Source organism: Streptomyces sp. CB02400 (assembly GCF_001905725.1).
In the GTDB taxonomy this organism is placed as follows: domain Bacteria; phylum Actinomycetota; class Actinomycetes; order Streptomycetales; family Streptomycetaceae; genus Streptomyces; species Streptomyces atrovirens.
In genome coordinates this window covers 354,550-376,331 of record NZ_LIWB01000006.1, presented here as the reverse complement: position 1 = coordinate 376,331, position 21,782 = coordinate 354,550, and the positions used below count along the sequence as shown (strand labels likewise).

19 protein-coding genes are annotated in these 21,782 nt (G+C 73.2%); 5 read left to right on the top strand and 14 right to left on the bottom strand.

Translation table 11 applies throughout. The annotated features are described in order from the left end of the window. Positions 1-85: 85 nt before the first annotated feature. Positions 86-844, top strand: a complete 759-nt coding sequence (locus tag AMK33_RS17880; RefSeq protein WP_073933816.1) for an SDR family oxidoreductase — start codon at positions 86-88, stop codon at positions 842-844. Between the two features lie 260 nt (positions 845-1,104). Here the strand turns inward: AMK33_RS17880 and AMK33_RS17875 are convergent, their stop codons facing one another. Continuing rightward, on the bottom strand, positions 1,105-2,295 hold the full coding sequence (locus AMK33_RS17875; RefSeq protein WP_073933815.1) for an ROK family transcriptional regulator: 1,191 nt from the start codon (positions 2,293-2,295) through the stop codon (positions 1,105-1,107). 132 nt (positions 2,296-2,427) lie between these two features. Here AMK33_RS17875 and AMK33_RS17870 point away from each other — a divergent pair, with 132 nt between their 5' ends. Continuing rightward, entirely contained in the window at positions 2,428-3,633 is a 1,206-nt protein-coding gene (locus AMK33_RS17870) for an MFS transporter (RefSeq protein ID WP_073933814.1), read from the top strand. On the opposite strand, the gene AMK33_RS17865 is transcribed toward AMK33_RS17870, so the two are convergent. Next, the gene (locus AMK33_RS17865) at positions 3,593-4,051 is read right to left on the bottom strand and encodes an acyl-CoA thioesterase (RefSeq protein WP_073933813.1); all 459 of its coding nucleotides are present in this window, start codon (positions 4,049-4,051) and stop codon (positions 3,593-3,595) included. The two genes, AMK33_RS17870 and AMK33_RS17865, sit on opposite strands and share 41 nt — an antisense overlap. A gap of 175 nt (positions 4,052-4,226) precedes the next feature. Here AMK33_RS17865 and AMK33_RS17860 point away from each other — a divergent pair, with 175 nt between their 5' ends. After that, positions 4,227-5,630 (top strand): uracil-xanthine permease family protein, encoded by a 1,404-nt coding sequence (locus AMK33_RS17860; protein WP_073933812.1) that lies wholly within the window; start codon positions 4,227-4,229, stop codon positions 5,628-5,630. On the opposite strand, the gene AMK33_RS17855 is transcribed toward AMK33_RS17860, so the two are convergent. After that, a complete protein-coding gene (locus AMK33_RS17855; protein ID WP_073933811.1) occupies positions 5,612-6,736 on the bottom strand; it encodes a glycoside hydrolase family 6 protein in 1,125 nt (374 codons plus the stop codon). The genes AMK33_RS17860 and AMK33_RS17855 overlap by 19 nt on opposite strands. Positions 6,737-6,909: 173 nt before the next feature. Between AMK33_RS17855 and AMK33_RS17850 the strand changes: the two genes are divergently transcribed. After that, entirely contained in the window at positions 6,910-7,596 is a 687-nt protein-coding gene (locus tag AMK33_RS17850) for a DUF5995 family protein (RefSeq protein WP_073933810.1), read from the top strand. A 21-nt stretch (positions 7,597-7,617) separates the two neighbouring features. On the opposite strand, the gene AMK33_RS17845 is transcribed toward AMK33_RS17850, so the two are convergent. From AMK33_RS17845 to fmt, 11 genes are all read right to left on the bottom strand, one after another. Further along, positions 7,618-9,315, bottom strand: a complete 1,698-nt coding sequence (locus AMK33_RS17845) for a flavin monoamine oxidase family protein (RefSeq protein WP_073933809.1) — start codon at positions 9,313-9,315, stop codon at positions 7,618-7,620. Between the two features lie 49 nt (positions 9,316-9,364). Beyond that, positions 9,365-10,153 carry a carbon-nitrogen hydrolase family protein gene (locus AMK33_RS17840; protein ID WP_073933808.1) on the bottom strand — a complete coding sequence of 263 codons (789 nt, stop codon included), beginning with the start codon at positions 10,151-10,153 and terminating at the stop codon, positions 9,365-9,367. Between the two features lie 510 nt (positions 10,154-10,663). After that, positions 10,664-11,869 (bottom strand): MFS transporter, encoded by a 1,206-nt coding sequence (locus AMK33_RS17835; protein ID WP_073933807.1) that lies wholly within the window; start codon positions 11,867-11,869, stop codon positions 10,664-10,666. Positions 11,870-12,024: 155 nt separating this feature from the next. Continuing rightward, on the bottom strand, positions 12,025-12,477 hold the full coding sequence (locus AMK33_RS17830) for an Lrp/AsnC family transcriptional regulator (protein WP_030867804.1): 453 nt from the start codon (positions 12,475-12,477) through the stop codon (positions 12,025-12,027). A 10-nt stretch (positions 12,478-12,487) separates the two neighbouring features. Then, positions 12,488-13,966 (bottom strand): amino acid permease, encoded by a 1,479-nt coding sequence (locus tag AMK33_RS17825; RefSeq protein WP_073933806.1) that lies wholly within the window; start codon positions 13,964-13,966, stop codon positions 12,488-12,490. 285 nt (positions 13,967-14,251) lie between these two features. Next, on the bottom strand, positions 14,252-15,694 hold the full coding sequence (locus AMK33_RS17820; RefSeq protein ID WP_073933885.1) for a GuaB1 family IMP dehydrogenase-related protein: 1,443 nt from the start codon (positions 15,692-15,694) through the stop codon (positions 14,252-14,254). A 67-nt stretch (positions 15,695-15,761) separates the two neighbouring features. Next, the gene (locus AMK33_RS17815) at positions 15,762-16,106 is read right to left on the bottom strand and encodes a barstar family protein (RefSeq protein ID WP_079194894.1); all 345 of its coding nucleotides are present in this window, start codon (positions 16,104-16,106) and stop codon (positions 15,762-15,764) included. Between the two features lie 90 nt (positions 16,107-16,196). After that, the gene (locus AMK33_RS17810) at positions 16,197-17,240 is read right to left on the bottom strand and encodes a sugar-binding transcriptional regulator (protein ID WP_073933805.1); all 1,044 of its coding nucleotides are present in this window, start codon (positions 17,238-17,240) and stop codon (positions 16,197-16,199) included. 78 nt (positions 17,241-17,318) lie between these two features. Next, entirely contained in the window at positions 17,319-18,005 is a 687-nt protein-coding gene (gene rpe, locus AMK33_RS17805; protein WP_073933804.1) for a ribulose-phosphate 3-epimerase, read from the bottom strand. 286 nt (positions 18,006-18,291) lie between these two features. Next, complete coding sequence (locus AMK33_RS17800; RefSeq protein ID WP_073933803.1) at positions 18,292-19,710, bottom strand: RsmB/NOP family class I SAM-dependent RNA methyltransferase; 1,419 nt, start codon at positions 19,708-19,710, stop codon at positions 18,292-18,294. A gap of 67 nt (positions 19,711-19,777) precedes the next feature. Then, entirely contained in the window at positions 19,778-20,710 is a 933-nt protein-coding gene (fmt, locus tag AMK33_RS17795; RefSeq protein ID WP_073933802.1) for a methionyl-tRNA formyltransferase, read from the bottom strand. Positions 20,711-21,041: 331 nt separating this feature from the next. Here fmt and AMK33_RS17790 point away from each other — a divergent pair, with 331 nt between their 5' ends. Beyond that, positions 21,042-21,587, top strand: a complete 546-nt coding sequence (locus AMK33_RS17790; RefSeq protein ID WP_073933801.1) for a hypothetical protein — start codon at positions 21,042-21,044, stop codon at positions 21,585-21,587. Positions 21,588-21,782 lie beyond the last annotated feature (195 nt).

Genomic DNA, 21,782 nt, shown 5'->3' with positions numbered 1-21,782 from the left:
GTCACATCCGGCGGTGGTCGATCCGTCCCGGCAGACGCGGGGCGCTCCGACGGGGAGCGCAGGGTGTCCGAAGGGACGGAACAGCATGAGCACGATCCTGGTGACCGGCGGTACCGGAACGCTCGGCCGGCACGTCGTCACGCGGCTGCGGACGGGCGGACACGAGGTGCGGGGGCTCAGCCGGCACGCTCAGCCGTACGCCGTCGATCTGCGCGAAGGCGGGCCGGCGCTGGACGAGGCCGTCACGGGCGTGGACACGATCGTGCACTGCGCGACGTCACCGCGCGGTGGTGACGAGAAGGCCGCGCGGAACCTGATCGCGGCGGCCCGGCGGGCCGGGGTCGGACACCTCGTGTACATCTCGATCGTCGGTGTCGACCGGGTGCCGTTCGGCTACTACAAGTCCAAGCTGGCCGTGGAGCGGCTGGTCGAGGAGTCGGGGCTGGGCTGGACGGTGCTGCGCGCCACCCAGTTCCACGACCTGGTGTTCACGGTCCTCCAGGGCATGGCCAGGCTGCCGGTCCTGCTGCTGCCGGCCCGGGTGAAGGACCAGCCGGTCGACGTCACGGAGGTCGCGGACCGCCTGGCCGAGCTGGCCCAGGGCGAGCCGGCGGGCCGCGTCGACGACATGGGCGGCCCGGAGGTCCGGACGTTCGACTCCCTGGCCCGCGCGTATCTGAAGGCCACGGGCCGCCGCCGCGCGGTGGTGAGGATCCCGCTGCGCGGCGCGTCCTACGACGCCTTCCGCGCGGGCGGCCACCTCGCCCCGGAGCGAGCGGTCGGCAAGGGCACGTTCGACGAGTACCTGACGAAACGGTCCGGAGCCCGCGCCGCCCACCGGTGAGCGGGAGGTCCGCCTCCCACCCCCCACCACGGCGGGCACGCGACCGGAACGCCCCTCGGCGAGGGCTCTCCCCGGGCCCCACAGCCTGCGAGCAGCAGGGCGCTCCGCCGGAAGTGCGGTGATGTGCCGTCGATCGTCCGCGGCGCCGTCGTGGCTGGTCGCGCAGTTCCCCGCGCCCCTTTGGGGCGCTGTCGTGCCCGCACGGCGGCAGCCGCACGTCGGTACGGTCCCGCGTCCCCTCGGGGCGCTGCCGGGCCTCCTCAGTGTCCGGGCACGCCGAACAGTTCGTCCTGGGCCCGGTCGCGGGCCGTCAGGAGGGCGCCGCGGAGTACCGCGCCGCCGCCCAGGGTACTGGGTCGTACGTCGGCGGGCAGGGGGGACATGGCGGCCAGGCGGTCCCGTACCCGCGCGGCGAGTGTCTCGCCGCCTGCCTGGCCGACTTCGCCGCCCAGGACCACGTGGCCGGGGTCGAGCAGCGCGACCACCGAGGCGACGCCCACCGTGATCCGGTCGGCCAGGGTGTCGAGGAAGCGTGCCTCCGGGGAGGCGGGGCCGGCCGACGCGACGGCCGTCCGTACCGCGCCCGCCGCCGGCGGCTCGATCCCCGGCTCCGCCACGACGCCGTACTCCTCCGCCAGCCGGGCGACCGCCGCCGCCCCCACCAGGGAGTGGAAGCCGCCCGCGCAGTCGGTGGCCGACGGCGGGCCGCTCGTGCCCGGGACCGGGAGGAAGCCGATCTCGCCCGTGCCGCCGGAGGCGCCCCTGCGCAGGGTGCCGTCGAGGACCACGGCGGCGCCGGTGCCGTGGCCCAGCCACAGCAGGACGAAGGTGTCCCGGTCGCGGGCCGCGCCGTCGCGCTGCTCGGCCAGCGCGGCGAGGTTGGTCTCGTTCTCCACGCTGACCCGGGCCTCGGGGAGCCGTTCCTGGAGTGCGGCGACCAGGCGCCGGTGCCACTCGGGCAGCCCCGTGGAGTCGCGCAGTTCGCCGCTCGCGGGGTCGATCAGCCCGGGGGCCCCGATCCCGACGGTGTGCAGCCGGTCGGCGCCCGCCTCCTTCAGCGTCCGCTCGACCAGCGTGACCGCCTGCTCGACCGCCGGTCCGGTGCCCGCGTCCCCGGTGATGGGCAGGGCGGCCTCGGCCAGGACCTCGCCGACGAGGTCCGACACGACCACGGTGACGCCCTCGGTGCGGACGTCCAGCGCGGCCAGGTGCGCCCGGTCCGCGACGATGCCGTAGAGCTTGGCGTTGGGGCCGCGCCGCTGCTCCCCCGCCTCGCCGGCCACCGCGATGAGCCCGGCGGCGGTGAGCCGCTCGACGAGGTCGGCGACGGTCGGCCGGGACAGCCCGGTGAGCTGCTTCAACTGCCCCGCGGTCAGCGGGCCTTCCTGCTGGAGCAGGCGCAGGGCGAGCCGGTCGTTGATGGCTCTGGCGGTGCTCGGGGATGCGGCCATGCCGGGATCCTTCCAGATCGGCGGGGTCGGTCGGCGCATGCTCCGCCTCCGGATACCCCTTATCTTTCAGGCAGGGTTCCTGATAGTTTACGGCGGCGCGTGCGGAAACCGACGACCGGGAGGGGCGGGACAATGAGCGCAGTGGTCCATCAGCAGCGCGATGTGAGACGGGCGCGGTACGCCGTGGCCGCCGTGTTCGCCGTGCACGGCGCCGTCACCGGCTCGTTCGCCACCCGCGTCCCCTGGATCCAGGACCACGCCGGGGTGAGCGCCGGGCAGTTGGGCCTCGCGCTCGCCTTCCCCGCGCTCGGGGCGTCCCTCGCGATGCCGCTCGCGGGCAGCATCAGCCACCGCTTCGGCGCCCGCACGGCGCTGCGCGGCCTGATCGCGCTGTGGACGCTCGCGCTGACCCTGCCGTCGATCGCCCCGAACCTGCTCACCCTCTGCCTGGCCCTGTTCGTCTACGGCGCCACGGCCGGCATGTCCGACGTGGCGATGAACGCGCTGGGCGTGGAGGTGGAGAACCGGCTCGACAAGTCGATCATGTCGGGGCTGCACGGCATGTGGAGCGCCGGCGCCCTGATCGGCTCGGCGGCCGGCACACTCGCCGCCCACCTCGGCGCGGACGCCCGGCTGCACCACGCGCTCGCGGCCGCCGCCTTGACGGTGGCGGGCGTGACCGCCTGCACCTGGGTGCTCGATCTGCAGCCCGCCGAGGACGAGGAGCCGCCGCCGCGGTTCGCGCTGCCGCCCCGCTCCGCGCTGCTCATCGGCGCGATCGGCTTCTGCGCGGTGTTCGCGGAGGGCGCGAGCCTCGACTGGTCGGCGGTCTATCTGCGCGACCAGCTGGAGACCTCGGCCGGTCTCGCGGCGGCCTGCACCACCGGTTTCACGCTCACCATGGCGGTCGCCCGGATCGCCGGGGACCGTGTGGTGGACCGTTACGGCGCCGTGCGCACGGTCCGCGCGAGCGGTGTCGTCGCCCTGCTGGGCGGACTGCTGATCGTGTTCGCCGAGCACCCCGCGACGGCGATGGGCGGGTTCGCGCTGATGGGGCTCGGCATCGCGGTGGTCGTGCCGCTGTGCTTCGCCGCCGCAGGGCGCAGCGGCTCCAACCCGAGCCTGGCCATCGCGGGCGTCGCGACCATCACCTACACCTCGGGCCTGATCGCCCCGAGCGCGATCGGCCTGCTGGCCCAGGCGACCAGCCTGATGGTGTCGTTCGTCCTGGTGACGGTGTTGTCGTGCGGCATCGCGGGCCTCGCGGGCGTGCTGCGCGCGGGAGACCGTACGAAGGTCACGCGTCCGGAAGCAGCAGTTCCCGAGCCCCGTCCCTGAACGTCTCGCTCCAGGGCACCGGGCGCAGGGTCGTGGCGTCCAGCCGCACCAGCACCCGGCTGCCCCGCGCGTAGGTCACCGCCCCGTCCTGCGAGCAGAAGCGGAAGCCGTACGTCAGTCCGGTCCTGCCGAGCCGCTCCAGCCACAGGTGGACCGCGTACGTACCGGCGCGGGTCACCGGGGCCTCGTAGCCGATGCGCAGCTCCCGGACCGCGTTGCAGGCGTCGCCGGCCGCCGCCCAGTCGCCGTCGAAGCGGACGCCCTTCTCCTGCCACAGCTCGGTCCACGCCCGCTCGACGAGCAGCGGGTAGCGGGCGTTGTGCAGCAGCCCCAGCGCGTCGAGGTCGTCGAAGTGGACGGTCACGGGGATCAGCCGGCCGTGGAGCAGTGCGGGGGCGAGCGGGGCTTCGGCGGTCACGGGTGGGACTCCTGGGACGTACGGGATGAGTGCCGTTTACATCGAACAGCGGCGCGTCCTCATCCTAAGCAGACGCTCAGCCGGGTCGGCCACGCCCGCCCACCTGTACGAAGCACTCCTGCCCAGCCCTCACAATGGTCCGGACACGCTGCACACACGACGAAAGCGACAGCCCATGGATCTCGGCGTCCGCTGGACACTGCACGGCGACGGACGCACCCCGGCCCCCGGCGCGGTGGTCCGCCCCGACGAACGGCTCTCCTGGCCGCGCACTGCGGGTCTGGGTGCCCAGCACGTCGTGGCGATGTTCGGTGCCTCCTTCGTCGCGCCGGTGCTCATGGGCCTGGACCCCAACCTGGCGATCATGATGTCGGGTGTCGCGACCGTCGTCTTCCTGCTGGCCACCCGCGGCCGGGTGCCGAGTTACCTCGGCTGCTCGCTCTCCTTCGTCGGCGTCGCCGCGGTCATCCGGGCCCAGGGCGGCTCCAGCGCCACCGTCACCGGCGCGGTGTTCGTGGTGGGGGCCGCGCTGTTCCTGGTGGGTCTCGCGGTACGGCGGTTCGGTGCGCGGATCATCCACGCCGCGATGCCGCCGATCGTGACCGGCGCGGTGGTGATGCTGATCGGCTTCAACCTGGCACCGGTGACCGCCTCCACCTACTGGCCGCAGGACCAGTGGACCGCCCTGTTCGTGATGCTGTTCACCGGGCTCGCCGTGGTCTGCCTGCGCGGCTTCTGGTCCCGGATCGCGATCTTCCTCGGGCTGGTCTTCGGATACGTCCTGTCCTGGGCGCTCGACCGGGTCTTCGGACGGATCCACTCGGCGGACGCGAGCGGCAAGGTCACCGACCACTGGCGCCTGGACCTGTCCGGAGTGGGCCAGGCCGACTGGATCGGGCTGCCGACCCTGCACGGCCCGTCCTTCGAGTGGTCGGCGATCCTGGTCGCCCTTCCGGTGGTCATCGCGCTGATCGCCGAGAACGCCGGGCACGTCAAGGCGGTCGGCGAGATGACCGGCGACAACCTCGACGACAAGCTCGGCACGGCCATCTCCGCCGACGGTGTCGGCTCCATGCTGTCCACCGCGGTCGGCGGCCCGCCCAACACCACCTACTCCGAGAACATCGGCGTGATGGCCGCGACCCGCGTCTACTCCACCGCCGCGTACTGGGCCGCCGCCGGCTTCGCCCTGCTGTTCGGTCTCTGCCCGAAGTTCGGCGCGGTCGTGGCGGCCGTCCCGGGTGGTGTCCTCGGCGGGATCACCGTCATCCTGTACGGCATGATCGGCCTGCTCGGCGCGCAGATCTGGATCAACGCCAAGGTGGACCTGCGCAATCCGCTGAACCTGGTGCCGGCCGCGGCGGGCATCATCATCGGCGTCGGCAACGTCTCGATGGAGTTCACCGATACCTTCTCGCTCAGCGGCATCGCGCTCGGCACGCTGGTCGTCATCACCGGCTACCACGCGCTGCGCGCCTTCGCGCCCGCCCACCTCAAGACGCAGGAGCCGCTGCTCGACGAGGGCACGTCCTCCTACGACACCGACGGCACCGAGGGTGGTCAGCGCGCCAAGTCGTAGGCGTACGACGGGGTGAAGGTGCCCGGCGTCCCCTTGCAGCCGTCTGACTCCCCCGGCAGCTTCACCCACAGGTAGGCGTCGATGCCGGCCTCCCCGGTGCTCAGCGTCGGGGTCCGGCCGAGCTTGCGGCCCGCGGGGTCGCACCATGCGCCGTCCGCCGGGGCGCCGTTGCCGTTGCGGCTGGTGTCGATCACCGCGCCGAGGCCCGGCGGGCCGCCGAGGGCGTCGAGCACGGCACGGTCGTAGGCGACCTCGTCGGCTGTGGCGTGGAAGTTGGAGACGTTGCTGAAGACACCGTCGGAGGAGGCGGCCGAGGCGGCCCCGGCCTGCCGCAGCAGGGCGGCCTGCTCGGCGGGCGCGTGCCAGCCGGAGTGCCCGGCGTCGAAGTAGACCCGCGCCCGGGGGTTGGCGTCCTTCAGCACCCGGCCGGCACGGGCCAGCGAGGCGAAGCGGTCGGCGCGCTGCCCGGCGGAGAGGCACTCGGACTGGGCGATCGCGTCGGGTTCCAGGATCACGATGACCTCGCCGCCGCCCAGTCCGGCGGCGAACCGGTCGATCCAGGCGTCGTAGGCCGCCAGATCGGGCGCCCCGCCCTCGGAGTGCCCGCCGCAGTCGCGGTCGGGGATCGCGTACGGCACGAGGACCGGCGTCCGGCCCCGCGCCGCGCCGCCCGACGCCACGGCACGCACCCGGGAGGTGATCGACTCCGGGGAGTAGTCCGCGAACCACACGGCCGCCGGCTGGTCGGCTATCCGGGACTCGATGACCGCGCGGCGCGGGTCGTCGGGGTTGGCCCGCACCCAGTCCAGGACCCGGGACTCGGGGTACCGGTAGAGGCGGGTGGGCACGGGGGCGGTCTGCCGCTTCTTCTCGGCCTGGGACGCGGACGCCTTCGGGCTCGCCTTCTTCGTGGGACTGACCGTGGGAGAAGGGGACTTCGTCGCCGACGCCGACGGTGAGGGCGGCGGCACGGCGGGCAGCGGTTCCAGGCGCGGCGAGGAGGTCACCACGGGGCGTGCCTCGTCCGCGCCGCGTCCGTCGCCGACCGCCGACATCATCCCCGTGACGGTGCCGACCGCGACCACCACGGAGGCCGCCGCGACCATCGCGCCGCGCCGGGCGGCACGCCGTCGCTCGGCCCTCCGCGCGGACAGGCGCTGGGCACGCGAGCCTGACACAGTACTGCTCCCCCTCCCCCACGACGGGCGCGTTCCCCCGTTCCGGGGAAGCGCCGGGCCCGCCGCCACTGACGCCACCCTAAAGGTGCGACTCTGCGCTCATGGTGCGATGCGAACAAGTCCTCACCGCCGTGGACGGGGTCGTCTCCCGTATGCGCGCCCTCGACGCGGCCCTGCCCGCGCGGGACGGGGTCGCGGTGTTCAACCGTGTCTACCTCGCCGTCACGGAGGCCGTGGACCGGCGGATCGACGCGGGCCGGTTCCCGGACGCGCGGGCGGCGATCGCGCTGGACGTGCGGTTCGCGGAGCGCTATCTGGCGGCGGTGGACGCGGTGGCGCGGGAGCGGCGACCACCGGCCTGCTGGCGTCCGCTGTTCCAGTTCCGCCGGCATCCCGGCGTACGTCCGCTGCAGTTCGCGCTCGCGGGCATCAACGCGCACATCGGCCACGATCTCGCGCTCGCCGTCGTGGACACCTGCCGTACGCTCGCCTGCGAACCCGTCGAGCTGGAGGACGAGTTCGACCAGGTGGGCGAACTCCTCCTCTCGCTGGAGGACCGGATCCGCGAAGAGCTGACACCGGGCCCCGAGCTGCTGCGGATCGCCGACCCGCTGACCCATCTGCTGGGCGCGTGGAGCCTGGAACGCGCCCGGGACGCCGCCTGGACGGCGGCCCGCGCCCTGTGGGCGCTGCGCGGACTGCCGGACGTCGCCGGGGAGTTCACCGAACGCCTGGACACGGCGGTGGGCTTCGCCGGCCGCATGCTGCTCACCCCGCTGCCGGACTGACCCGGCGGCGGGGAGGCGGGCTCAGTCCTCGGGGAGCTCCACCGGGGCGATCTCGTCGTAGAGGTCGCCGGGGCCCGGGTTGGTCGGGTCGGTCTCGCCGCCGAAGTGGTGCATGACGCCCCAGACCGCGTTCAGCGCGGTCTGGACGGCGCCCTCCGCCCAGCCGGCCGTCCAGGAGATGTCGTCACCGGCGAGGAAGATGCCCCGCTTGTCCTCGGGCAGCGCCTCCTGCATGAAGTGGGTGAACAGACGGCGCTGGTAGCGGTAGTGGCCGGGGAGGTTGGCCTTGAACGCGCCCATGAAGTAGGGCTCGTTCTCCCAGGAGACGGTCACCGGGTTGCCGATGACGTGCTTCCTGATGTCGACCTTGGGGTAGATCTCGCCGAGCGACTTCAGCATGACCTCCATCCGCTCGTTCGCGGACAGCGGCAGCCACTTCAGGCTGTCGTCGCACCAGGTGTAGGAGAGGCAGATGACGGCGGGCTTGTCGGGACCGTCATCGAGGAGGTAAGTGCCGCGCGTCATGCGGTCGGTGAGCGTCATCGACATGACGTCCCGGCCGGTCTCCTCGTCCTTGTCCAGCCAGAACGGCCGGTCCACCGGCACGAAGAGCTTGGAGCTCTCCATGTAGTGGGTGCGCTCGATCGCGGTCCAGTGGTCGATCGGGAAGAGCGAGTCGTCGCAGGCGATCTTCGAGAGCAGCATCCAGGACTGGGCGGTGAAGATCGCCGCCTGGTACGTGCGGATGTCCCCGTCGGCGTCCGTCACCGTGATCCGGTTGCCCGCGGTGCGGTTGAGCCGGGTGACCGCCGGGCGGGGCTCGCCGTCCGGGTGCAGGGACTTCAGCGAGGTGCCGTACGGCCAGTGGACGATCTTCTCCGGCTCGCGCTCCCACAGGCGCAGGGGCAGCTGCTGGGAGCCGCCGACGATGCCGCGGTGGTGGTCGTCGGCCTCGGTGTAGACGACGCGGAGGATCTCCAGGATGGAGTTGGGGAAGTCGGTGTCCCAGCCGCCGGTGCCGAAGCCGACCTGGCCGAAGATCTCGCGGTGGCGGAAGGACTTGAAGGCCTCGGAGTCGCAGAGGAAGCCGTAGAAGGTCTGGTTGTCGAGCTTCTCGACCAGCTTCGCCCAGATCTCCCGGATGCGCGGGACGTCGCGCTCGCGCAGGGCGCGGTTCATGTCGGAGAAGTCGGCGCCCTCTTCGAGGCACCTGGCCCAGGCGTCGGCGACGTCCCGGTAGACCTGGGGCAGGTCGTCGAGGGTCTCGGCGTAGTGCGACTCGCCCTTGAGGTCGACGACGGTGGACGGCGTCGCCTCGGCGAGGGGGTTGGGGAAGGGACGGGTGTGCAGTCCGACCAGGTCGATGTAGTGCTGGAGCGCCGTGGAGGACGGCGGGAAGCGCATCGCGCCCATCTCGGCGGTCAGGGAGTCGTCGCACCCGTCGAAGCCGACGGTGCGCAGTCGCCCGCCGATCCGGTCGGCCTCGTACACGACCGGCTTCAGGCCCATCTTCATCAGCTCGTACGCGGCGACGATGCCGGACAGGCCGCCGCCGATCACCGCGACCTCGGTGCCGTGCTCGGTCGCCGGTATCTGTCCGAGGCCCGCCGGGTGGGCGAGGAAGTCGTCGTACGCGTACGGGAAGTCCGGGCCGAACATGGTGATCGGCGGCTGCTGCTCGTCGGCGTGCTCGATCGCGTTGGGCACGGTGGACGTCATGGGGTACGGACTCCTTGCACAGGTGAAGCGGGGGTGGGGGGTGAGGGGTTCAGACGAGGGACCCGTAGAGGCCGGGGCGGCGGTCGGTCAGATACGGGTTGTTCTCACGGGACGCGGCGAGGAACACCGGGTCGGCGTCGGCGACGACGAGTTCCTCGGTCCGGCCGGCCCTGGTGCGGGCGACTCCGTCGGGGGCGGCGAGCGTGGACAGGCCCACGAACTCGAACTCGCCCTCCCGGCCCACCCGGTTGACGTACGCGATGTACATCTGGTTCTCGAACGCCCGCACCGGTACGACGGACTCGGCGACGAACTGGAACGGGTGCAGCTGTGCCGTGGGCACCAGGAGGAGGTCGGTGCCGGCCAGCGCGTGGGCGCGCACGTTCTCCGGGAACTCGACGTCGTAGCAGATCATCAGGCCGATGGTGAGGCCGTCGAGCTCGGCCTGCACGACGGTCCGCTCCCCCGGGGTGAAGTGGTCCCGCTCGAAGCAGCCGTAGAGGTGGGTCTTGCGGTAGTTCGCGAGGCGGGTGCCGTCGGCGGAGATCAGCTGTACGGAGTTGAAGACGCGCTCGCCGTCCCGCTCGGGGTAGCCGTAGGCGATCGCGAGGCCGTGCCGGGTGGCGGTCTCCGCGATCGCGTCGGCCGCGTCGCCGTCGGCGGGCTCGGCGAGCCGGGGGATGTCGTCGCCGATCGCGTACCCCGTGAGGAACAGCTCCGATGTGACGAGCAGCCCGGCGCCCGCGGCGGCGGCGCGGCCGGCGGCCTCGTCGAGGACCTTGAGGTTCTCGGCGACGGATCCGGGGCGGCCGGAGCTCTGGAGCAGGGCGGTGCGCATGCGTGTTCCTCACCGGTACGCGGGGGTTTCGGGGGGTCGGATAGACGGTACGGGCGGGCGGCTCGGGGGGACAAGGTGGAGCCGTTGCGCGTCGGTGAGGGGTTTGTTGCGTGCGGGGCGGGGGTGGCGGCGATTCGTTGCGCGGCGCGGTGCTGTACGGGGTGCCGCGGCGTCGGTGCGGGGCGGGGGTGTTCGCGCGGCCCGGCGCTTGCGGGGTGCCGTCGCGCCCACCCGTGCCGCCCCGGGGGTACCTCCCAGGACCTTGAGGCACTGGGGGAGGCACGGCTGCCCGCGGAGGGCGGAGGGGGTGGCGGCGTGACTGCCCGCGGTCCACTCGGCATGCGCCTGCCCGCGGTTGCGCCGCCTGCGACGGGAAGGGGACGGGGCGGGGGTGGCCGCCCGCGGTGGCCGGCGCGTCCGCACCTCGCACCCCCTCCAAGAAGCGCAGTCGCGCCAGTCCGAGGACGGACACCCCCGACCCGGCCCCGACCCACCCACCGACCGCAGGCGCTACAGCAACCCTCGTGCCCGTGCCCTGGCAGCCACGGCGAGCAGCAGGGCCGCTGCCGTCGTCAGGTACGGGATCGCGAACACGGCGAAGGCGATGCTGTGGGTGGCGCCCGAGGCGATCACCGCGTAGCCGCCGTAGACCGCGATCGTCGTCAGTTCCGTGCCCAGGCCCGCCACCGAGGTGAGGGTGGCCCGGCCGGTGTCCTCGATGCGTCTCTGGAGACGGGCGTCGGCCAGCACGGTCGCCGCCTGGAAGCCGCCGAAGGCGAGGGCGACGAGGACCAGTCCCGCCGGTGTGCCGGCCGCCGCGCCGACGGCCAGGGCGAGGCCCGCACCGGCGAGCACGGCGGCGAGCCCGGCCGTGCCGAGCCGCTCACCCTCACCGGCCAGCAGGCTCCCGGCCGTGGCACCGGCCCAGATCAGCAGGAGCAGGTAGGGAACCGTCCCGTCCGCGACACCGGTCCCCCGCACCAGCAGCGGCGTGTACTCGTCCAGCGCGCCCCACACCGCACTCACGGCCGGAACCAGCAGGAGCGCCCCGCGGACGGACCGGTCTGCCCGCGCCTCGGCGAGTCCGGCGCGCAGGGTCGCCGTCCAGTTCTCGTGTCCGGTCTTCGGGGAGCGGTGCTCGGGGAACCGGAGTGCCGTGGCCGCCGTCAGCAGACACACCAGCACGCTGGCGGCCCCGACGGCGGTGTGGCCGCCCCAGGTGAGCACGGGGCCGGCGAGTCCCATCGCCGCCATCACCGCGACCAGCCCGGCCGCACGGGCCCGGCCCATGATCCGGGCGTAGCGGCCGGCCGCGTCGAGCCGTTCCAGCTCGTCGTAGACCAGCGCCTCCAGCGCACCGGAGCCGAGTGCTCCGCCGGCGCCCCACAGCACGAAGCCGAGGGCGAAGGCGCCGTACGACGGGACGAGCACCCACAGGGCGAAGCCGGCGGCGGTGAGCAGCGGGCCGAGCCACAACAGCAGCCGGCGCGAGACGGCGTCGGCCCAGACCCCGGAGGGGACCTCCAGCAGCACACCGGTCACCGACCAGAGGGCGAACAGGGAGGAGATCTGCCCGACGGACAGGCCGGTGTCGCTGAACAGCAGCGCGTACACCGGGTAGAGCAGGACGAAGTCTTCGAGGAACGAATAGCCGTACAGCGTGGTCGTCAGCCGTCGCACGCGGACGTCGGAGGCACGCGTGGGCGTGAAAGTCATGAGGCCTTCCCGTAAGGGCGGTTCGGACACCGGACGTCGAGGACGTACGGCGGCCGAGGCGGCCCTCGGGAGGCGCGGCTGGTGGATCAATGTCGCCAGGTCATGACGCCGATGCTAGTCGGGTGGCGTGCCCCGCGCCCACCGTTTACGCGGACTTACGCGGGCGATCCCGACGAGAACCGGCGCAGCAGCGGGGACAGCACCAGCACGGACTTGGTCCGCTCGACGAACGGCTCCCCCGCGATGCGTTCCAGGACCCGTTCGAAGTGGCGCATGTCGGAGGCGAAGACCTGGGCGACCGCGTCCGCGTCACCGGTGACGGTGGAGGCGGCCACGACCTCCTGGTAGCGCTCCAGGCCCCGCTGGATGGTCTCCGGGGAGGTGTTGCTGCGGCAGTAGATCTCGACGAACCCCTCCGTCTCCCAGCCGAGGGCGGCCGGGTCCACCCGTACGGTGAATCCGGTGATGGCCCCGGTGGCACGCAGCCGGTCCACGCGCCGTTTCACGGCGGGCGCGGACAGGCCGACGAGCTGGCCGATGTCCGCGTAGGAGCGGCGGGCGTCCTCGGCGAGGGCGTGCACGATGCGTTCGTCGAGATCGTTCAGCACTGCGGGTGGTTCACTTCGCTTCTGGTGTGGCGGGGGCGGCGAGCCGGGAGCGGCGGTGGCCGTACAGGAAGTAGAACACGAGCCCGGCGGCCATCCAGACACCGAAGACCACCCAGGTGACGGCGGACAGGCTGCCCATCATCCACAGGCAGAACGCGAAGCCGAGGGCCGGCATGAGCGGAGACAGCGGCACGCGGAAGGTGCGGGGCATCTCCGGACGCGTCCGGCGCAGCACCACGACGGCGACGTTGACCAGCGCGAAGGCGAACAGGGTGCCGATGCTGGTGGCGTCGGCGAGCTGGCCGAGCGGGATGGCGGCGGCCAGCACGCCGCAGAAGAGGGAGACGATCAGGGTGTTGGTCCGGGGCGTGCCGGTCTTCGGGCTGACCTTGCCGAACGCCTTGGGCACCAGTCCGTCCCGGGCCATGGCGAACAGGATGCGGGTCTGGCCGTAGAGCACGGTCAGGACGACGCTGGCGATGGCGATGACGGCGCAGAACGCCAGCAGGGTGCCCCAGAAGCTCTGGCCGGTGACCTCGCGCATGATCTGGGCGAGCGTGGCCTCGGAGTCGGTGAACTGCTGCCAGGGCTTGGCGCCCACGGCGACGGCGGCGACCAGGACGTACAGCGCGGTGATGATGGCGAGCGACAGCAGGATCGCGCGGGGCAGGTCGCGCTGGGCGTTCTTCGCCTCCTCGCCGGCGGTGGAGGCGGCGTCGAAGCCGATGTACGAGAAGAAGAGCGTCGCCCCGGCGGCGCTGACGCCGGCCATGCCGAGCGGCATGAAGTTCTCGTAGTTGCCGGAGCGGAAGCCCTGGACGCCGATGGCGCAGAACAGCACCAGCGCGCCGATCTTCACGACCACCATGATCGTGTTGGCGCGGGCGGACTCGCGGGCGCCGCCCATCAGGAACGCCATGGCGAGCAGGACGACGATCAGCGCGGGCAGGTTGAAGACGCCGCCGTCGCCGGGCGGGGCGGAGAGCGCGGCCGGGATGGTGACGCCGATGGTGCCGTCGAGGAGTTCGTTGAGGTACTCGCCCCAGCCGACGGCGACGGCGGCGACCGACACGCCGTACTCCAGCATCAGGCACCAGCCGCAGACCCAGGCGACCAGCTCGCCCATCGTTGCGTACGCATACGAGTAGGAGGAGCCGGAGACCGGGATGGTGCCCGCCAGCTCGGCGTAGGAGAGGGCGGAGAAGAGGGCCGTCAGACCGGCTATGACGAAGGACAGCGTGACGGCCGGGCCGGCCTTGGGGACGGCCTCGCCGAGGACGACGAAGATGCCGGTGCCGAGGGTGGCACCGATGCTGATCATGGTGAGCTGCCACAGTCCGAGGGACCGCCGCAGGGAGCCGCCCTCGCCCTGGCCACCCTCCGCGACCAGGCGTTCCACGGGCTTGCGGCGCATGAGGCGCGCGCCGAGGCCCGGGGACGGCGGGGCGGCGGGGCGGCCGTTGTGCGGGGGTGCGCCTTGGTCGAGCACGCGCTGACTCCTTCGTCGCTGCCGGTCTTCCGCGGCAGGGGACCGACGGCGCCCCGCGACAGTCGGGACCCGTCGAGCGGGGTCCCCGCCACACACGTACAGCGCGTAACCCTACGAGGTTCTTCGTTGCTCCTGAAATGCAGCAACCTTGCGCACCCCCGCAAGATCATTGCGTTACCGGCGGGGACGCGGGTGTTCGTTGCGCGGGGGCTTTCGACCGTTGCGCAACGGCCCCCGCCGATCCCGGGGCGGGGTCGGCGGGGGCCGGACGGGGGTGAGGGGCCGTCAGCTCCAGCTGGCGTGCAGCGGCTTGCCCTCGGCGTAGCCGGCGGCGCTCTGGACGCCGACGACGGCCTTCTCGGCGAACTCCTCGAGCGATCCGGCTCCGGCGTAGGTGCAGGAGGAACGGACGCCCGCGATGATCGAGTCGATCAGGTCCTCGACGCCGGGCCGGGTGGGGTCGAGGAACATGCGGGAGGTGGAGATGCCCTCCTCGAACAGCGCCTTGCGGGCGCGGTCGTACGCCGACTCCTCGGAGGTGCGGTTGCGCACGGCACGCGCGGAGGCCATGCCGAAGGACTCCTTGTAGGGGCGGCCGTTCGCGTCGTGCTGGAGGTCGCCCGGGGACTCGTAGGTCCCGGCGAACCAGGAGCCGATCATCACGTTGGACGCGCCGGCGGCGAGCGCCATCGCCACGTCGCGCGGGTGGCGGACGCCGCCGTCGGCCCACACGTGCTTGCCGTACTTCCTCGCCTCGGCGGCGCACTCCAGGACGGCGGAGAACTGCGGCCGGCCGACGCCGGTCATCATGCGGGTGGTGCACATGGCGCCGGGGCCCACGCCGACCTTGACGATGTCGGCGCCAGCCTCGATCAGGTCGCGGACGCCCGCAGCGGCGACGACGTTGCCGGCGACGATCGGCACCCGCGGGTCGAGGTCGCGGACCAGCTTCAGCGCGCTGATCATCGACTCCTGGTGCCCGTGCGCGGTGTCGATGACGAGCGTGTCGACGCCGGCGTCCAGCAGCTGCTGGGCCTTGCCCGCCACGTCGCCGTTGATGCCGACGGCGGCGGCTATGCGGAGCCTGCCCCGCTCGTCGGTGGCCGGGGTGTACAGGGTGGCGCGCAGGGCGCCCTTGCGGGTCAGGATGCCCGCCAGGCGGCCGTCCTGGTCCACGGCGGGCGCGTAGCGGCGGTTGGCGGCGTCGAGGGTGTTGAAGGCCTCGCGCGGGTCCATGTCCGCGTCGATGAGGATCAGGTCCTTGGACATGACCTCTTCGAGCTGGGTGAAGCGGTCCACGCCGGACAGGTCGGTGTCGGTGACCACGCCGACCGGCCGGTGCTCGTCGTCGACGACGACGCCCGCGTTGTGGGCGCGCTTGGGCAGCAGGGCGAGCGCGTCGGCGACGGTCTGGTGCGGGGCCAGCACGATCGGGGTGTCCAGGACGTGGTGGCGGCCCTTCACCCAGGAGACGACCTCGGTGACGACCTCGATGGGGATGTCCTGCGGGATGACGACGAGCCCCCCGCGCCGGGCCACCGTCTCGGCCATGCGGCGGCCGGCGATGGCGGTCATGTTCGCGACGACCAGCGGGATGGTGGTGCCGGTGCCGTCCGGCGAGCTGAGGTCCACGCCCTGCCGCGAGCCGACCGCGGAGCGGCTGGGCACCATGAAGACGTCGTCGTACGTCAGGTCGTACGCGGGCTGGATGTCGTTGAGGAAACGCACGTGCTGCACATCCCAGTCGATCAGAGGTGGCCCCCGGACAGGTCAGCCAGGGGGAAGAGCACGTACTTCATTGTCCCATGACGACCGGAACGCCCGCTCCGGGCGGATCATCCAGGCTGGTCAGAGCCCTGCTCGGAGGATCCTCCAAGGTCCGGGCCACGGTGAGCGACGGCGTCCGGTGCGTCGTCCCGTACGCCCGCCGACCGCGTACGACGACCAGCAGCCCGCGCTCCACGGCGCCCTCGGGCCGGACGGTGTGGTCGGAGAGGGGGCCGACGAGGGCGCCCCCGTCGCGGCCGAACCCGTCGGGCAGGTCCAGGGCCCGGGCGCACCGGTCCATCAGACCCGTCTCGTCGGTGACCCCGTCGAGGTCCGGGGCGACCACGAACCGGCCGGCCAGGTCGTACGTCATCCCGGTACCGCCGCCGGGAGGCGGAGGAGCGGGGCCTGTCGCAGCACCGTGCGGCCGGTGCTGCCGGGCCCGCCCCCGCCTCACCCGCCGTCAGGGGCCGTCCGGGTCCGCGCGGTTGAGGGCGGATCGCGGGGTGGCCCCCGCCGTCATCAGGTAGTCCGCGGCCGACGTGTCCGTCACCAGACTGGTGACCAGACCGGAGCGCAGGACCGCGTCGATCGCGGGCCCCTTGCGCTGTCCGCCCGCGATCGCGACGACCTCGGGCACCCGGCGGAGCTGGTCGGTCTTGACCGTGATGCACCGCTCCCCCAGGTCCCGGCCGACCCGGCGCCCCTCCGCGTCGAAGAGGTGCGCGGACATCTCCGCGGCGACCCCGAGGGAGGCGTAGTGCGCCCGCTCCTCGTCGCTGAGCATGTCGTGCACCGTGGAGATGCCCGGCTCCCAGGAACCGATGGAGACGCAGGCGACGGTGACCTTGTCGAAGTACTCGAAGGCCCGCGCGATCCCGGTCTGGTGGCGCAGTGCCTGAGCGGTGGCCGCGTCCGGCAGCAGCATCGGCGCGTAGATGGGGTGGGCGTCGCCGCCCGACACCTGCGCGGCGCGCCGCACGGCCTCCACCGAACCGCGCTCGGCGGTCCCGGCGTCGTACACGCCCGTGAGCTGCACGACCGTGCAGGGCGGCAGCCGGTCCAGGGCCGCCGCCATGTGGATGGTGGACCGGCCCCAGGCCAGCCCCAGCACATCCCCTTCGTTGACCAGCTCGCCGAGCAGGTCGGCGGCCACCTCTCCCAGGTTCTCGGGGTCGGGTGTCTCCTCGGCCTCGGCCGGGGACTCGACCACGACGGCGTGCCTCAGGCCGTACCGGGCGCGGAGCGCGTCGGAGCGCTCGGCGTCCAGCTCGGCCGGCACGCGGATCTCGATCCGTACGAGATCCCGTTCGAGGGCGGTCTCCAGGACCCGGGCCACCTTGAAGCGGCTGACGCCGAACTCCTCGGCGATCTGGATCTTGGATTTGCCCTCGAGGTAGAAGCGGCGGGCCATGGCCGCCGCCTGCACCAGCTCAGCGGGTCCCATCCGCATGGCTGACCGGCCCGCCGACATACCCGACACGGCGATCTCCTCACTGCTGTTCACACTCTGGATTCGCCGTTCATCCTTGCAGATCCGGCGCGGTCGATCAGCCCTCCCGGGCGCCGTTCATGTTCCTGACGCTCAGTGGTCGCATGCCCACGATGCCTCGGCCGTCGCGGCCTCCGCCTGGTTGCGCAGTGCACGTACCGCCTCGGCCGGGTCCGATGCCCCGTACACGGCGGAACCCGCGACGAAGACATCGGCACCGGCGTCGGCACACCGCTCGATGGTGGACGCCGAGACCCCGCCGTCGACCTGGAGCCAGAGCTCCAGACCGTGCTTGCTGATCAGCTCGCGGGTGCGGCGGATCTTCGGAAGCATGATGTCGAGGAACGCCTGCCCACCGAAGCCGGGCTCAACCGTCATGATCAGCAGCATGTCGAGCTCGGGGAGCAGATCCTCGTACGGCTCGATGGGGGTGGCCGGCCGCAGCGCCATGGAGGCGCGGGCGCCCTTGGCGCGGATCTCCCGGGCGAGCCGCACGGGCGCGGTGGCCGCCTCGACGTGGAAGGTGACCGAACCGGCCCCCGCCTCCACGTACTGGGGTGCCCATCGGTCGGGGGCCTCGATCATCAGATGGCAGTCCAGCGGGGTGTCCGTCGCACGGGCGAGCGACTCCACGACCGGCACGCCGAGCGTGAGGTTCGGGACGAAATGGTTGTCCATGACGTCGACGTGGAGCCAGTCGGCGCCGGCCACCGCCTTCGCCTCGTCGGCGAGGCGGGCGAAGTCGGCGGACAGGATGCTGGGGCTGATCTGCGGGGCCATGCACCAAGCGTGCCATGTCCTGCGGGGGTTGCTCGCACCGGTCCCGCGCGGGCCCGGCGGTGCTCGCCTCCGGGACGACCGCCGTACCGGGCACGCCGGTGCCGCTGACCACCGGGGCGAACTCCGCCCGGTGCCTCGGCCCGGTCGCCCCGGGCGTACTCCCGGACACCTTCGTCGTGCGGTCGGTGCTGGTCGCGTCCCTGTTCCTGGACGTTTTTGGACGTGGGTCCGAAGGTGCGGTGGCCGCACCGGGCGGCCCGCGAGGACGGCGGCCGGGAGGCGGGCGTCAGCCGGTGCGGCGGATGAGGGCCAGGTACATCGCGTCGGTGCCGTGCAGATGCGGCCACAACTGTACGTCGGGGCCCTCGCCCAGATCCGGCACGCCGGGCAGCAGCGGCCGGGCGTCGATCAGGTCGGTGTCCGGGAACTGCTTGAGGAGGTCACCGACCACGGCCCGGGTCTCCGCGAGGTGCGGGGAGCAGGTGGCGTAGCCGACGACACCGCCGACCCGTACGGACTCCAGGGCGGTGCGCAGCAGCCCGCGCTGGAGGGGGGCGAAGCCGTCCAGGTCCTCCGGGCGGCGCCGCCAGCGCGCCTCGGGGCGGCGGCGCAGGGCTCCGAGGCCGGTGCACGGCACGTCGACCAGCACCCGGTCGAAGCTGCCGGGCCGCCACGGCGGGCGCGTCCCGTCGGCGGCGACGACCTGGTACGGCCCCGGGTTCCCGGCGAGCGCCTTCGCCACAAGACCGGCCCGGTGCGGCTGCTTCTCGGAGGCCAGCAGCACGGCGCCCCGCTCGGCGGCGAGCGCGCCGAGCAGCGCGGCCTTCCCGCCCGGTCCGGCGCACCCGTCCAGCCACATCCGGTCGGGGCCGTCGACGGGCGCGTCGGCGAGCGCGAGCGCGACGAGCTGGCTGCCCTCGTCCTGCACGCCGGCCCGGCCCTCCGCGACCGCCGTGATGGCGCCCGGCTCCCCGCCCTCGGTGAGCCGCACCGCGTACGGCGACCAGCGGCCTGCGACGGCGGCCTCCTCGTCGAGCAGTTCGGCGGTGGTCGCCCGTCCGGGACGGGCGACCAGGGTCACCTCGGGCCGCTCGTTGTCGGCCCGCAGCAACTCCTCGACGCCGGCGCGTCCACCGCCGAGGGAGTCCCACAGCGCGGAGACGACCCAGCGGGGGTGCGAGTGCACCACGGCGAGGTGGTCCTCGGGGTCCTCGTCGTAGGGCGGCGCGACCCGCTCCAGCCAGCCGTCGAGGTCGTTTTGCGCGATCTTGCGCAGCACGGCGTTGACGAACTTGGCGCGGCCGTCGCCGAGCACCACCCGGGCCAGTTCGACCGTGGCGGACACGGCGGCGTGCGTCGGGATGCGCGTGCCCAGCAGCTGGTGCGCGCCGAGGCTCAGCACGTCCAGCACCGGCGGGTCCACCTCGCGCAGCGGCCGGTCGACACAGGCGGCGACGACCGCGTCGTACGTCCCCTGGCGGCGCAGCGTGCCGTACACCAGCTCGGTGGCCAGCGCCGCGTCGCGCGCGTCGAAGTCGCCGTTCTCGCGCGCCTTGCGCAGCAGCGGGGGCAGGACGAGGTTGGCGTACGCGTCCCGTTCGTCGACGGCCCGCAGGGCCTCGAAGACGAGGATGCGGACGGGGTCCTTCTTGGGCCGGCGGTAGGGCTTGGCGGGCTTACGGGGCCGACGGGGCTGGTCGCTCACGAAAAAGGTGCTCCGGATGTGGGGTGAGGTGCGCGGTCCAGCCTACGTCGTGGAGGTCCCGGTGGCGTCAGGCGCCGACGGTCTCCCCGGCGGCGATCCGCACTCCGCGCGCCCAGTCCGCCGCCCGCATCGGCTTCTTGCCCTGGGGCTGCACCCACAGCAGCTCCACGGCGTACGAACCGGTGCCCACGTACACGTTGTTCTTGCCGGCGGACAGCTGCCCGGGCGCGAGGTCGGTCAGGTCCGGTACGGGGGCGGCCTGGACGATCTTCAGCCGCTCGCCCCGGAAGGTGGTCCAGGCGCCGGGCGCGGGGGTGCAGCCGCGCACCACGCGGTCGACGCGCAGCGCCGGGGTGCCCCAGTCGACGTGGGCGTCCTCTACGGTGACCTTGGGGGCGAGGCTGATGCCGTCGGCGGGCTGCGGTACGGCCTTCAGGGTGCCGTCCTCGATGCCGTCCATGGTGGCGGCGAGCAGCCCGGCGCCGGCGAAGGCGAGCCGGGTGAGCAGGTCGCCGCTGGTGTCGGTGGGGCGGATCTCCTCGGTGACGGTGCCGTAGACGGGCCCGGAGTCGAGACCCTCCTCGATGAGGAAGGTGGCGGCGCCGGTGATCTCGTCGCCGGCCATGATGGCGTGCTGCACGGGTGCGGCGCCGCGCCAGGCGGGCAGCAGCGAGAAGTGCAGGTTGACCCAGCCCCGGGCGGGGATGTCGAGGGCTGCCTTGGGGAGGAGGGCGCCGTAGGCGACGACGGGGCAGCAGTCCGGCGCGATCTCCTTGAGCCGCTCCAGGAACTCGGGGTCCCTGGGCTTCACCGGCTTCAGCACCTCGATCCCGGCCTCCTCCGCCCGCTCGGCGACGGGGGAGGCGACCAGCCTGCGCCCGCGCCCGGCGGGCGCGTCGGGCCGCGTGACGACGGCGGCCACCTCGTGCCGCCCGGAGGCGAGAAGAGCGTCCAGTGCGGGAACGGCGACCTCGGGGGTACCGGCGAAGACGAGCTTCATGGGGTGCTTGGAGCCTCTCGGGCGAGGACGGACAAGGGCGGCGCACCAGTCTATGGGGCGGCGTCGAAAGCACCTGTGCGGGGCGAGCCGCCGACGGCGGCGAACCCCCACGGCGAACGTCCACCTCTCGACCCACTGGGAACGGGCGGTGCGCGGATGGGAGACACGCCGAGGCCCAAGGCCGAGGCGCACCCCGCGCGGGGGCGTACGCATATGCCGCCACGCCCCCACCCCGTGACCCGCGGAGCGCTCCCGCGTTGGTCAGCGAAGAGTTGACCACGGGCCCCGACACGGGCTCAATTCCTTTCACGCCGGTTCGAGAGGCTTGTTCATGGCCGACCACGCAACCCACGACGCCCAGGCTCGGGCCAGCCTGCACTTGCTGGTGCGGGACATCGAGCGGGTCCGCCGGCAGGTGGACGCGTTGCGCACGCTCACCGCCCAGCTGGGCAACGTCTACCGCCCGCGCCGCTCCGGGCCCTCCACGGGCTTCGTCGTCTACGGACGCGCCCCCGCCCCCACGGTCCGTCTCGCCCAGGAGCTGCGGGACAGCGTCGAGACCCTGGTCACGGCGGCCGTGGACTTCGACCGTTCCCTGGGCTTCTCGTGGGACGCCGTGGGCTCGGCGCTCGGGGTCACCAAGCAGGCGGTCCACCGCCGCTACGGCGCCCGTCGTGCCGCCGCCCAGGCGTCGGCGGCGGCCGGCGAGGCCGCCGCGGAGGCGTCGGGCACGCGCACGGTGAACGCGGTCGCCGGCGTCACCACGGTGCCGGCGGTCCCCGCGGCCCACTCCATGCCGACCCAGCCCACGGCCGGCAGCCCGTCCTTCCGCGACGACCCGCGCCCGACGGCCTTACCCTCCCCCCGCAACGGCTGAGCCCCGCTCGCCGCACCGCCCCGTGCCCTCCCGGACGCACCGCCCCCGGGAGGGCACGGCACGTCCCGGCGGGTTCCACCGGTGTCCTCAGCCGATGTCCGGGGGGGGCCGACACGGACCCACACGGGAGTGTTCCCGACCCTCCCGGACGCACCGCCCCCAGGAGGGCACGGCACGTCCTGGCGGGTTCCACCG